Origin of the sequence: Nocardioides abyssi, from assembly GCF_030412915.1 — a bacterium.
Taxonomy (GTDB): domain Bacteria; phylum Actinomycetota; class Actinomycetes; order Propionibacteriales; family Nocardioidaceae; genus Nocardioides; species Nocardioides abyssi.
The window spans coordinates 405,627-418,382 of record NZ_JAUHJR010000002.1 but is presented as its reverse complement, the minus strand read 5'-3'; the positions used below and the strand labels follow the sequence as shown (position 1 = coordinate 418,382).

Here is a 12,756-nt window from a genome sequence, read left to right as displayed (position 1 = left end):
GTCAGGCCGTTCACGGCCTCGGCATAACGACTTGTCCGGTTCCCACCGAATTGAACTGCTACGCATGATCGGCAGATCGGACCAGGCGCCTGGCTGCGAAGGGTGCCATGTGTTGTCCCGAACCTCAGGGTGCGGAAATAGATTCGGCAGCCCATGCGGTCGGTTCGAGGCAGCGAATGAGTCCGGATTCGAAGAGGTAAGTTGAACTCATGCCGGTCCGACGCTCGATGACGCTCGGTCTAGCCGCCATGGGACTTGTAGCGGCCTGCGCCGCCCCCGAGGGGACGAACCAGGCCGGTTTCATCAGCGGGGACGGCATCGTTCAGGTTCTGCAAAGCGGCGAGCGTCAGCGCCCACAGCCGCTCGATGGCGACACGCTGGACGGCGGCCAACTGTCGCTGGACGACTACAGAGGAGAACCGCTAGTCATCAACGTGTGGGCGCACTGGTGCGGGCCGTGCAGGAGCGAGGCCCCAGACCTTGCCGGAGCCGCCCGCGTCCTGGCAGAAGACGACGTCAGCATGATCGGCATCAACACTCGCGAGACCGACTCCGCGGGCGCACGCGCATTCGTCCGAGAATTCGACATCCCATACCCGAGTCTGGTCGATGAAGACGGGACGGCACTTCTCGCGTTCACTGATTCTCTACCGCCGAATGCGATTCCCAGTACGCTGATTCTGGACGCCGACGGTCGAGTCGCGGGCCGAGTGCTTGGCGAGGTGTCCGAGGCGACCTTGCTCGCACTCGTAGAGGAAATAGGAAGCGAACCCTAGTTTCATCACAGTGGTGACAGCGAATCCGAAGATCAACAGCAGCGACCGCGCAAACAGGAAATTTTGTCGACCGTGTTCGATGTTTGACGGGGGGTTCTAACTTTCAATCGACGGAATCCTCTACGGAATGGAATTTCCGCGAGGGGCCTACTGGCGCCGCCGACGCGGACCGGACGGCCCGTGTGTAGAGGGGCACGTGGCCGTCCGCCCGGCCCGGTAGCGCGGGAACCGACCCCTGTCACGCCCCATCCGGCCGTCGCTATGACCGTCGGCTGGTCCGAACGAGCCGGGACTCAGACCGTGGCGCTCGGTGCATGGACCTTCGGGACGACGGCATGAGCGTTTTGATGGGCACGTCCGAGCAGCGAACAGTTTGTTTACATAGTCCAGTCCCTGGGGCCTCTCTGCGGCTCTGACGGCGGCACCTGGTGACACGAAGACCGGGTCCCCCGGCTGGACTGTGCTCCGTGGCGGACGTAGTCCGCGCACTCTGGCCGAACGGCGCTGAACGCGGCATAGCCGGAAGTGCCGTCGAACGCCCTGGAGGAGGTCAGCGCATGAATAGAGCGACGTAGGCGACGAGGGCGCACCAGGCCACTACGAGGCCGGATGCTGCGCCGACCACGACCCCGAGGCCCGCATGCCGAGTCCGTCTCAACAGACAAATACCGACCCCAACCACCGCCAGCAATGCGCCGACCTTCATCACGGCCCCGCCTAGTGGCTGCAACTCCGCATAAAGGGGCACGAGGACGCCGCACGCCGTGAGGACGAGCAGAGCCGAGGCGACCACCCCTGCGCCGAACAGGGCCGACGGGCCAGCGCTCGTTTGCTGCGCACTCAGCGCGTTGAGGTCGGTCACGAGGCGCATCGTTTCACCTGCCTCGGCGGGGCGCCACCCTCCGCGCTCGCACGGCGACGCGGCTGTGCGTTCCAACCAACGCTTTCGGCCCGGAGTGCGCTGATCGCGGCGTGAGCGGATGGCCCGTATCTGGACCTGTGCACTTCGAGGCGTGGTGGACTACGACGCGTGGACTCCGACACCAGCGCGACTATCGGCGCGATCACGGGAGTAAGCGCGCTCATCATCAGTCTGCTGGCACTCGTACGCGCTGGCCTGGCGAGTCGGCGCGCGGCGCTCGTCGTCAGGTGGCTTGACTCGACGTTGCAGGTGTCGAACCTAGGTCCAGCCCGTGCCCGCCATGTGACGGTGTCGCTCCGGCCGGAGGGCCTAACCCGTCCGCGGGAGCCGATGACCATTGCAGCGCTCGGCAACGGCTACACGCATCGACTTGGGCACACCAGCCTCATGGGCGAGACCAGCGAACTCTGGATCGATCTGACGTGGAAGGACGACCGCTTGCGTCGGCAGACCGACGCAGTGCTCGTATCGCAGGAGCGCACACCTATTCCGATAGGTCCAGCGATCCCCGACAGGCAGGTAGACACGATCGCCGCTCGGCTTGGAGAAGGGATGGGCAAGGCGCTCAACCAGGTTGCGTCCAACGCTGTTCGGCATCGCCGATAACTGGCACCAGGGCATCGGCACATTGAGCCTTCTGAAGGCTCAGCGGCATGACCGGTTGCGCTGCCCGCAAGGCGACGTTTGCGATGCAGGACCCACTCGCCTCAGGTGGCCGAGTCAGTTTCAACCCTGAGTGGTTGGCTAGTGTTCTGAACGTGGAGCACTTCCTGCTGCAAGACCTCGTCGTGGTACGCAATGACGACGACATGGCGCAGTTCGACGACGAGCGGCCTCCGGAACTCCTTCTGGGCGGCGTCATAGCGAAGGCGATGGCGCAGTTCCGAGTCGGCGATAAACGTTGCCTGATTGGAGTTGCCGACCTCGCTGCTGTGCACCCGATCGGTCCCCAGGCCGGGCCTGGCAACGACCTGCGAGGACGCGTCCCTATTCGGGTGACGCTTGGCGAGACCTCATTCGACCTCTGGCAGTTGCCGGAATGGCATGTGTCCAGCCGAACCGTTCTTCACCTTCTACTGGTCGCCGAAGGCGAGATGACAAACAAGCGGGAGTCCCATCGCCTCCTGTTGGGCGCGCTCCAGGTCGAGCAGGGAGGAGACCAAGTCCTTCCCGTCTCGATGGGGACTTTCGGCGGCGACCGTCTGATCCAGTGCGCAGCCGAGTTCCCCGGCGACATGATGGGATTGAAGGTGACCATCGATCAAGCGGCGCTCGGGCCTCACAGGTGATGGGCGTTTCCGCGCCGGGCATAGGTCATGGGTGCGACGACGCGCCGGTCGAACGCATCCCACTCAAGGCGGGCGCAACCGACGCTGTCGACGTCCTTGCCTGTCGTATCTGGGGCGTGCGCTGATCGGCAGATCGGCGTTCGTCCCGGGATTGGGGCAATCCTGATTTGGTCGCGGCTTGGCGCAGCAGGCGTTGCTGGTTCGCTGGCGCCTCACTAAATGCCGTTTGCAGGTCCCGTCGTCGACGGCACTCGTTGGTCGGCGGGTCGATATCAACCTAAACGCCTGCGCGCCGAGGTCCGCGGATGCGAGCGTTGTACGTATGGAGGAGCAGCACCGCCCAGCCCCGGCGCCGCAGTACAGCCCTGACGGGCGGTGGTGGTGGGACGGCCGCCAGTGGGTCCCCGTGCCGCCAAGCACCCCATCGACTACTCCGCCCGGCAAGCAACCCCTAACGGCGAAGCAACTCATCGGGATCATCGTCGGGATCGCGATTGCCGTGTTCGCGGGTGTCACGATCTATCAGGATGGGCAGCGGCAGGACCGAGTCGGCGACGACCTGGACCGCATCCTGTGTGAGGACTACGACTCCTGCTGAGGCGGGCCGTCCAGCCCTGCGCGGCACGAAGGTGCAGCCGCGCGTGGGGAAATAACCGAGGCCCTGGCCTTTCAGAGAGCCCGGTCCAGGTCGTTGCTCATCGGCAGATCCGCGCACTTGGCCCGGATGGCGCTGATTGCAGACGTGCACGCGAGCCGTTCCGGATAGGTTGACCCCCGGCCATCCCAGCAGGTAAGAGGCAGAGACGGGTTCCACCGGAGGGTGGGAGAAGTGCTGGGAAGTAGACCCCGCCTGTCCGCCGGAGCACCCAACCCTGCGCCGCGGAGCCGCAGTTCCGCACGCTTCGGCCGGTAAGCGCTGGCCGTTGGGGATGCGCGCTAGTACTCGTCGCTGAGCATCGGCGCTGAGGGGTCTACCAGGTGCGCACCCGCGCAGCCGCTTTCTAGTAGTGAATCCGCGACAGCACGGTCGCAGGCGATGTACAGGGCGTCGGAGTCGACTGGACGGGCCTGAACCCAACGGCGGCTCTCGGGCCACCAGAGGGTTTCGTCGCCGGACGTGACCGAGCGGACCCACTCGGTGTCGGCGAACTGCTCGCGGAAGAGGACCAAGGCGAAACCGTCGGGAATGCTGACTGTGGGCTCCGAAGCCCAAGCCCGCATCTGCGGCCAGCCCACCCACATCGCCCAGTAGCAGCGCTCGTCGTCACCGGTGTAATGGGCCAGAGTTGCTCGTACGCCCTCGACTGGCTCAGGACCCCCGCCATTGCCGTCGAGCGGCACCTCGACGTACGCGTCGTAGCCAAGAGGAACGACGCTGCTTACTGCGGGCGGCGGCCCACCGTCGAAGAGCCGCTCGGTGAGCCAGCGCGCGGCGGTGAGGTCAGCAGTCGGTACCACCTTGAACGGCAACAGGCGACCGGGCGACATGGCTCGATGCTACGAGTGCTAGACGCAAACCCGAACAGCGCACTTGGCCCGGAGTGACCTGATTGCGCAGATTCGGCCGCTCGGCCCAGAGCGCGCTTCGGCGCGGCTTGGTCGACGCATCGCTCACGCGGTTGAAACCGAGAAGTGGGCCTCGTCGGGGACCGCCTGCAACCTGAGGCGGCCCCTGTGCGTAGGGAAGGTAGCCCGCACTCTCCGATGTGCGGACCGGCCTGTTGCCTATGTGGGAGACGGTGTGTGAAGGATGTCGAGGGTTTCATGCGCGACCTGAGCGACGGGACGCTAACGAAGGCGCCGCTTTGTCCTGAAGTCGTTCGGCGACGTGGTGATCGCATGCGGCGGCGGCGCAGCATCGCAGGCGCCATGGCCGTCGTGGCGGTGACAGCCGCGAGCGTGGGAACGCCCTACGCGATCGTCAGCAGCCAATCGGACGCGGACCTCCCGACGGTTTCGTCCGCGCCGCCCGGCCCCGACCAGAGGTCCACTCGTTGGAAGGATGAGATTCCGGCGTCATTTCCCCTCACCGACGGCATGCCTGTGACCAACGGGCACGACGGTTCACCCGTTCGCGTCGTGCGGGGCTACGAGGCGCAGGTGCCCGGCCCGTGCGGTCAGGAGCCTTGGGATCCGGATGTCCCGGTCGAAGCAGTCGACATCGCGTCCGCCGTCTACACCGGCGAGACTGAGGGCGGCGAGCAGCGAACGTTGGCGCTCTATGCCTCTGACGACGATGCCCGCCGAGTCGTTCAAACGACCCGTGTTGACGTTTCCGCCTGCTTTGGATCGACGGGCGCCATCCAGGCAACCGAACTGCCCGGGAACCGCGCTGCCGAGGGATCCATTCGCTACTTGAACCGGTGGCGCGACGGGGACGGTTTCACCGGCGAGGGTCACCTGAACGAGGTGTCCCGTGCCGGGAACGCGGTTCTCTTCACGAGTGTCTACATCGCTGGCGCAGGTGGGCCCGAAGTGGTTGAGGCAGAACTCTTGCGACAGCAGTACGCGACACAAGGACCGATCGCTGCGTTGTGTGCCTTCGCGGAGGAACCCTGCGCCTGACGGCTACCTCCGGCGGGGTCCCGCCTGACCGGCGGACCGGACGACCCACTCCTACGGCCGTCGATGAGCGCCCACGTCGCGGATCAGAACGCGCTGATCGCCGCAGATTCGGGCGTTTGCGGCGGACGAAGACACAAGCCCGGACTAGGCGCTGTCCTAGTTGACACGCCGCTCGGCGCGCGGGGCGGGGCTCAACTTGGCGCGATGTAGCCGTCCGTCAGCCGAGGTCGTCAAACCCGCAGGCGACGCGCAACGGTAGTACTGCTCGCGGTCCGTCCTCGATTGCTTCCTTGCCGGTCGGGCAGCAGGCCGCAACCGCCTCGTGTGCCGGTCCGTACCTCATCAACGCGGAGCGTCTGGTGCTCCAGGGCAAGACGGTCGAAGTCGACGGCGCAGCGTTCGTGAACGGGTGCCACGACACGGGCTCGTGTTCCGGCGCGCTCGGTTGTAACCGGTGCGACTACGGCCCGGGACCCACGTTCATAGAAGACAGCGACCTGTCCCTGCAGCAGAACGGCGGGTCATCCTGGGCTCACTCGGCTCGGGGGTTACGCCGAACGCGGCTCGCCGGAGCAGGGTCGCTAAGAGTACTTCCGCTCGTACACGACGGCAGCAGGACCTGCGAGGAGCGACCCCGACAATCCCGCTACCGCGATCCAAGCGCTCGCGACCATCGCGGTGTCCGTTGAAGCCGTGGCTGCGCCCAGCGCCTCGGCTTCGTCGTAGCCAGTGCCCCACCACCAGACAAGGCCCATCGAGCCAACAAGCATCAGCACTGCGAAGCCGATGAAGGCTAGCCAGAGCAGCACCCGAGTACGCCGCCTGCGCTCCGAAGCCACGGCTCAAGGTACCGGCGTTGACGCCGGACCTGGTCACCGCGCACGGCGTTGTATGTGCTCAAACGGCCCGGAAGGTGTTGATTGACGCCATGTCAAGCGACACCGTTGTAGTCAGTGCTCCGAGCCTGCAAAGCAGGTATCTCAACTGGAACTGCCCGGCGCGCTGTCACGTCTGAAGGCCGTGCACCCTCACCGCTTGCCTGCCGCCCTCATCGGTCTCGTCCTCGCCTCTTCCAGCATCGGCTGCTCATCGGCGATGAACGAAGACAACGCGCCCCGCCCGCGGCAGGAGCGCGCCTCAAGAACCGTCGCGACTCCTACGTTGGACCCCTGGCTTACGGGACGGATGGCGACGGATCGACAGGCCTACGTCCCTGGTGATCAGGTGGTGGTGCGGTGGTACAGCAGGGAGAGGCGTGGAATCGCCTACTCCCTTGATGGTTGGACGGGCACAGAATGGAAGACCGAGTACTACGTGATCGCCGTATCGCAGGGGTATGCGCCAGCCGCCAGGCCGACGTGGTGGGACGCGAACGAGAGGCGCGGTTGGGTCGACATCGGGGTCAGCGGATCAGGTTCCGACGTCGCGGTCGTTCCCGACGTAGCGGACCCCGGGACATATCGACTCTGTACCGCGAACGCCGCCAGGAAGAGTTGCGTCCTTCTCTCGGTCGGGGAGATCAATTGATGGGAGAGCGGCAGACCTCGCCTGCTCCCGAGTTTGATCAGCACATCTGCAAAATCTGGCCAGTGCGCCGAGCGCGGCTCGCCGTACCGCGGCTCCCTCAATGAGCCACCCCACCCATAGCGCCACCGCGACTAAACGCGCTTGCGACTATGACGGTGTCCGTTGCGGCGCTATCCCCGACCCAAAAGAACTCGTGCGATAGCGAAGGAGCGAGGACCCCCAATGGCGCATCACGACGTCTCGCAATTGAGCCGTCGTTCCGCGCGACAAGTGTCGACGTCTGCTCCGCCGTCGGCTGAGTCTCGACCAGGCCCTCCGTACAGGGCGTCGGTCCCGCGATATCCGACAAGGGTGTCATCGCCAGCGCCACCGGCAAGGGTGCTGCTCTCGGTAAACTCTGGGCAGGCGAAGCGGGTGGCGTCGGGACTGGCTTTGTTGGTGACGGCGAGACGGTCGTCGCCTCCGGCGCCGTCGATTTGAACGGTGCAGCCGAGCGCGGTGATGTTGTTGCGACCGTCCGTTCCGACCAGCACGGCTGAATCCGACCAGATGTCGAGTGACTCGAAATCGAGCATCGGGAAAGCGAAGTTCGAGTCGCTCAGGGTCGGTGCGTAAGCGAATACGCCTGCCGACAAATCCGCTTCGACCGCCGCGGCCTTAGCAAACTCGAAAGTATCGCGCCCAGCGCCGCCAACGAGCCGCGCGAACCCGCTCGACGAGGTCGACGGGTTCGTCTCCTCGACGACGTCGTCGCCGCCGCCCATGGTCGCGCGCCTGTTCGGTCCGTCTAGACGCAGCGCTTCCTTCCGCTCCGAGCCGCGGAAGGTCAGAGAGTCGGCAGACGGGGCCGCGAGGGCGAAGCGGGTGAACCCTCGCCAAGACGCCAACGTCGCGCTATCCACGCGGAGTCGACCTGAACGGTTGTCCCACACGACACGTCCGGCGGCTCCGGATGATGCCAGCAGGGAGTTGTAACCGGAGCCGCCGTCTACCCAGGTGCCCCGAGCAAGGCGGGACAACTGCGCGACGTCGCGACCGGCACCCAAGCGGATCCGTTCGCTGGCGGGCGCTGGGGTGGTCGGCGTCGACACCAGATCGTCACCTGCGCCCGTGCTGATCCTGTCGGACGCCCCGTCAGGGCTGTCCCCGCCGAGCACGGTGTCTGCGTAGCGGCTCCCAATCACCCGGTCGGCGCCGCGACCGGGGTAGATGATCGCGCCGTTGCTGGCGGCGCTGGCATCTACAACGTCCTTCCCGTCCCCTGCCCGGACGGTAGCCAAGTTGCGCCTGTCTGGCCTACCGGTCACGCATATGACGTCGTTGCCGCCCCCGGCATCGATCTGAGGAACGCCGTTGCTCACGATGACATCCCGTCGAGCGGTCCCGCGCAAAACCGTTCGCTGCTTCGGATCGCCCACGATCGTTGCGTCCAACCCGCGACACGCCACCGCCCCGCGGGTGGCCTCTGGAGCGCCCGCCAAGGCGGTAGCAGCGGACGACGCAACCGGTGTCAGAATCAACGGCGCGGCTGCGAGCAGTCCGGCAAGGCTAACGGCGGATGACTTCATAAGCGGCTCCCAAGCGACAGGTTTGAAGAACGACCGTACCCCGTTGACAAATGCGTTGGGCCCGCGCGTCGGTAGACGGGGATAGTCCATGAACGACGCATCCAGTCGTACCTCTGAGAACTCAACTCGCGAAGCCGAGAGCCGAAACTGGCCGATTTGCGCGCGACGTATACGGCGACGGTTCCACGGTTTGACCGCCCCGAGGGTCCCGGCAGCGGTGAAATTTCGCTCGACGCACGCTGACGGCGCCACAACCCGGCGTGACCACGTCAAGCGAGTTGAGTAGCCGTACTCAATCGCGGCGACGGCCCTCTCTCCATAATTGAGACGTGGATGCACAAGACAACAAAAGCGTGCGGCTCGAACAATTGCTAACCAAGAAAGCGCCGCCCCGCTCGCGATCACTCGGAGAGTGGGTGGTCGCATTCTTCGCGTTGGTCGCAGTATTGGTGGTCGCAGCGTGCAGTGCGCTTTGGGTGGTGGACCTTGTCCGCGACGCGTACTGCGAGTACCTCCTAACCTGTGGGCGCGTCGGGTCATGACGCCGCCTCGCGGCAGAAGGAACCCGCGCCCACCGGTTCGCGGTCTGCGCTTTCTGGCCGGAAAGCGGCGATATTCGCTTCCCTGTCAAGGCGTCTCGACGAAGAGGAGGTGGCCAGGCCGTGTGAGTCCCGAAGGGTCCGATGAGTTGGCTTCGGCAACTTCGCCGCGACAGTTCGGACGGCGATGCTGCTCGCCTTCGCGCCTCAGGACGTAGGCGGCTTGGCGTCGGCAGGACCGCGCAGTCGGCCCAGTAAGCGCCGCAGAGCCGACGAGCGGCTCCTGCTCGCTAGTCGTTGCCCGTGCGTAAGACGCCCCTTAAGGCCGCGACGACATCGCCCAGCGCTCCGGGGGTACGGGTCGATGGCGGTACCCGGCGGTCGTCGCGAGCACCTCCACCCTCAAACCTGTGACTTCGGTCTGCCGGGTCCACCCTCGAACCCTGTCCGTGCTGAAGGTGGCCGCGACGCCATCCATAACGAATGCTCCCCGCGATTGGGGAGTCGCTTCGGGGAGCAATCGTCGTTTTGCGAGGGGCGCAGTCTCCATTCGAGTATCGCTGCCCGCCTCCGTGAGACTCTCGCAATATCGTGCGGGATTGCGAGTCGGGTCGGGGTACGTCGAGTATTGGGCGTGATCTGCGGTGAGATCACAGACCAGCACACGCACGCGGGTATCGGCGGTGTCGCGATCGACCCGAGGAGTGATGCGTCGAATGTCGACGGTGCCGGACCCCGCGGACCGACTCACTGTGAGCACCGGAAAGTAGAGCGGCTCGCCAACGGTGACCTCTACGGGACCCCACGTCTCCTGAACGTCGCCGAAGACGTCGGGTTGCTCATCCGTGGCGTACACGAACCCCGCTACCAGGGCGAGACCGGTGAAGAGGACTATTGCGAGCAACCGCCGATCACTTCGATCTGAAGGTACCGCTGAGGGTCCCGACCTCATACCTGTCCGCGCACTACCTCGCCGAGGCGCGCCACGGCGAGCCCATGTACGCCGCGGCCCCACGCCGCTCGGAGACCGCGGACGGCCCGTAGCCGTCGACGCCTTCGCAAGCCGCTGTTGGCCGGTTTTCAAGGTGCGCATGTCGCCTCCTTCCCGCAACGGTGCTCGACCCTCGTGAGGACGGGATGAGAACCCGGTGAGGGAGCACCGATCGCCGCCGAGGCGGTAACGGGCGATCTCAAAGACGAATCCTCGCGAGCCGTCCGGATGGCTGAGCAGCCATCTCGCGACCCGCTGAGGTCGTCGGTCGACCGGCGACATCAGGGCCCCCCGGACGGTCGGCTGTTATTGCGCCGGAACCTCAGCGAAAGTGTCAGGTCGAGTCACCCAGTCGAACCGGCTACTGGGCCAGAGGAGCACGAACACCTTGCCGACGATGTTGGCGACTGGCACGTACGGATTCTCGGTGCAGTCGGTGACAGTCGGGGTGCACATATGCGCGCTGGAGTCAGCCGAACGTTCCCGGTTGTCGCCCATGACAAAGACGTGTCCCTCAGGCACGGGGCCAGCGGCCCATTCGCAAGTTCGGACCTGAGGGCCGCGACACACGACCGTGTCTGCGTCATTGACGTAGTCATTCTCGTTGATCGGTTGACCGTTCACCGAGATCCGTCCGGATTCGTCGCAGCACACGATCGTGTCTCCGGCGATGCCCACTACTCGCTTCACGAGGTGTCCACCGGTCGGGTAGAGGCCAATCTTGCCCAAGATCTGGCCGACAGCCCCCGGCTCGTCGTTGTCTCCGGGGCCGAGCCACGACCCTGGGTCTTCGAAAACGACGACGTCGCCGCGCTTCGGTTCACCGCCAAACCAGTAGGAAGTCTTCTGCACGAGGATCCGGTCGTTCTCGACTAAACCCGGCTCCATCGATTCCGATGGGATGTAGAACGCTTGAACAAAGAAGGTCTTGAGCACTAACGCGAGGGTCAAGGCGACGCAGGCCAGGACCACCGTTTCGAGCAACACGGACGTCCGCCGTCGCTCGCGAGCGCCACAAGCACCCATGGGAGGTCGTTCTCCGGACGACCCGGCCTGGTCTTTACCTTCTCGCACCCGGTGATCCTAGGCTCGGCCACTGAAGAATCACTGGACGTAGGCGCTCGTTACTGGCTCGGGACTCGATGTAGTGCGCACCACAAGGGTGCCTTCGAGTTGAGCAGTGTCCACCGTCCCTATTTGATGCGTGCGCGGTCTAAGCGACGGTCGCTGCCCGACACCGAAGCCGGAAGGTTCGCGGGGTCCGGGCAGGCCAGCGTTGCTGGCCGGAGTGCGCGGATCGCGGCAGATCCGGTCACTCTGGCCGGAGTGCGCCGGTCTCGGCGTGAGCGCATGTATAGGCGTGCACTGCTGTGGCGACAGTTGCTCTCAAATGTGCACGTCGCCGCGATCGGGCGTAGGGACTGCCTCCGAGCGGATCGAGCGTTCGATGCCGTGTATGCCGCTCGCGAATAGGCTCGGATCAACCGCGCCAGGCTCACGTGACTGTTTCGCCAACGCGCTGCAGGGCGTAGCGGGCGATGTCGCGGCTTGTCCCTTGGATGACGTCCATGTCGGGGACGATGTCTTCGAGCACCGCTCCGGCCCGTTCCACGACGGCGCACGACGCGATGTTCGTTGGCTCGACGAGCAATTCCAGCCTGGTAAGGCCAGCCACGCCGAAGGCCCAGTCGGAGATGAGGGCAACTCCACGCTGGGCGACCTTCCGTCTGCGTGCCCAGGCCGCGACCCAATAGCCAAGTTCGGCCACCCCGCGCACTCGGTCGATCTCCTTGAGGCCGAACGCCCCGAGCAGATGTCCGGCGTTCGCGTCAACGGCGGCGAAGGGCGCACCTTCGCCACTGGTCCACTGCTGCTTCGAGAACTCGTCGACAAAGCCTTCGGCGTGCTCCGGCAGGTAAGGCACCGGCACCGGGAGCCAGTGCTGGATGTCCGCGTCTTGGCAGGCCTTGAGAACGCCGGGGGCGTCAGTTCGCTTCCAGGGGCGCAGGGTGATGACGCCGTCTGTGAGGGTTGGCGGAATGCGGGGCGAGTCAGGTAGGGGCACGGTCCACTCTGTCCATCAGCGGGTGAGTCATTGCGGATCCTATTGAGGATGGTGGACAGGACCGACTCGTCGAACCGGCGAGTGCGCGAATCAAACTTGAGGCGGCATCCGCCCGTCGGCAAATCCGCGCACTTGGCCCGGATTGCGTTGAGTACGGGTGCTCATGCCAGTCGGCCCGCACCGGCACAACAATCGCAGCCATGCATCCCTCTCGACGTTGGGGAAACGCCGCTGACGACCGCGCTGCTACTCCGGGTCATCGCCGATGGTTGCGCGTCGCCATGGTCAGTCTGCTAGCAACTTGTGCCTTCGGAGCCGTAGTTGTTGGGGTCGGCTTATGGGGCTTTCTGCAGCCAGAGCATCCGCGTTGGGGTGGTTGGGGCCTCGTTCTGGGGCCGTATGTCATGGCCCTCGGCGGTGCATGGGCCGCAGCGCACGGGCTCCTCTTGGCGTGGACCGCAAAGTCGTACGCAGCCCCGGATGCGTCGTCCCTACAGCAGCCACCGTCTCGGGC

11 protein-coding genes are annotated in these 12,756 nt (G+C 65.4%); 6 read left to right on the top strand and 5 right to left on the bottom strand.

Annotation, left to right across the window (positions count from 1 at the left end):
• Nucleotides 1-209 precede the first annotated feature (209 nt).
• The gene (locus tag QWY29_RS07085) at nt 210-776 is read left to right on the top strand and encodes a TlpA disulfide reductase family protein (RefSeq protein ID WP_300960006.1); all 567 of its coding nucleotides are present in this window, start codon (nt 210-212) and stop codon (nt 774-776) included.
• A 550-nt stretch (nt 777-1,326) separates the two neighbouring features.
• Here the strand turns inward: QWY29_RS07085 and QWY29_RS07080 are convergent.
• Nucleotides 1,327-1,638 carry a hypothetical protein gene (locus QWY29_RS07080; RefSeq protein ID WP_300960004.1) on the bottom strand — a complete coding sequence of 104 codons (312 nt, stop codon included), beginning with the start codon at nt 1,636-1,638 and terminating at the stop codon, nt 1,327-1,329.
• Nucleotides 1,639-1,806: 168 nt separating this feature from the next.
• On the opposite strand from QWY29_RS07080, the gene QWY29_RS07075 reads away from it, so the two are divergent.
• From QWY29_RS07075 to QWY29_RS07065, 3 genes are all read left to right on the top strand, one after another.
• Nucleotides 1,807-2,304: a hypothetical protein gene (locus QWY29_RS07075; protein ID WP_300960002.1), complete on the top strand. Its 498-nt coding sequence runs from the start codon at nt 1,807-1,809 to the stop codon at nt 2,302-2,304.
• Between the two features lie 152 nt (nt 2,305-2,456).
• Nucleotides 2,457-2,987, top strand: coding sequence for a hypothetical protein (locus tag QWY29_RS07070; protein ID WP_300960000.1), 531 nt, complete (start codon nt 2,457-2,459; stop codon nt 2,985-2,987).
• A 322-nt stretch (nt 2,988-3,309) separates the two neighbouring features.
• A complete protein-coding gene (locus QWY29_RS07065) occupies nt 3,310-3,585 on the top strand; it encodes a hypothetical protein (protein ID WP_300959998.1) in 276 nt (91 codons plus the stop codon).
• Nucleotides 3,586-3,923: 338 nt separating this feature from the next.
• Here the strand turns inward: QWY29_RS07065 and QWY29_RS07060 are convergent, their stop codons facing one another.
• Nucleotides 3,924-4,475: a hypothetical protein gene (locus QWY29_RS07060; protein ID WP_300959996.1), complete on the bottom strand. Its 552-nt coding sequence runs from the start codon at nt 4,473-4,475 to the stop codon at nt 3,924-3,926.
• Nucleotides 4,476-4,730: 255 nt separating this feature from the next.
• Here QWY29_RS07060 and QWY29_RS07055 point away from each other — a divergent pair, with 255 nt between their 5' ends.
• A complete protein-coding gene (locus QWY29_RS07055) occupies nt 4,731-5,552 on the top strand; it encodes a hypothetical protein (RefSeq protein WP_300959994.1) in 822 nt (273 codons plus the stop codon).
• 1,035 nt (nt 5,553-6,587) lie between these two features.
• Complete coding sequence (locus tag QWY29_RS07050) at nt 6,588-7,079, top strand: hypothetical protein (RefSeq protein WP_300959992.1); 492 nt, start codon at nt 6,588-6,590, stop codon at nt 7,077-7,079.
• A 230-nt stretch (nt 7,080-7,309) separates the two neighbouring features.
• Here the strand turns inward: QWY29_RS07050 and QWY29_RS07045 are convergent, their stop codons facing one another.
• The 3 genes from QWY29_RS07045 to QWY29_RS07035 form a co-directional block, all read right to left on the bottom strand.
• A complete protein-coding gene (locus QWY29_RS07045; RefSeq protein WP_300959991.1) occupies nt 7,310-8,497 on the bottom strand; it encodes a hypothetical protein in 1,188 nt (395 codons plus the stop codon).
• A 1,986-nt stretch (nt 8,498-10,483) separates the two neighbouring features.
• Nucleotides 10,484-11,203 (bottom strand): signal peptidase I, encoded by a 720-nt coding sequence (lepB, locus tag QWY29_RS07040; RefSeq protein ID WP_300959990.1) that lies wholly within the window; start codon nt 11,201-11,203, stop codon nt 10,484-10,486.
• 469 nt (nt 11,204-11,672) lie between these two features.
• A complete protein-coding gene (locus tag QWY29_RS07035) occupies nt 11,673-12,242 on the bottom strand; it encodes a GNAT family N-acetyltransferase (protein WP_300959989.1) in 570 nt (189 codons plus the stop codon).
• Nucleotides 12,243-12,756 lie beyond the last annotated feature (514 nt).

What these genes read in the sequence shown, in the direction of transcription:
- QWY29_RS07060 (WP_300959996.1), bottom strand. Translation starts at nt 4,475, where the DNA reads ATGTCGCCCGGTCGCCTGTTGCCGTTCAAGGTGGTACCGACTGCTGAC.
- QWY29_RS07085 (WP_300960006.1), top strand. Translation starts at nt 210, where the DNA reads ATGCCGGTCCGACGCTCGATGACGCTCGGTCTAGCCGCCATGGGACTT.
- QWY29_RS07065 (WP_300959998.1), top strand. Translation starts at nt 3,310, where the DNA reads ATGGAGGAGCAGCACCGCCCAGCCCCGGCGCCGCAGTACAGCCCTGAC.
- lepB (WP_300959990.1), bottom strand. Translation starts at nt 11,203, where the DNA reads ATGGGTGCTTGTGGCGCTCGCGAGCGACGGCGGACGTCCGTGTTGCTC.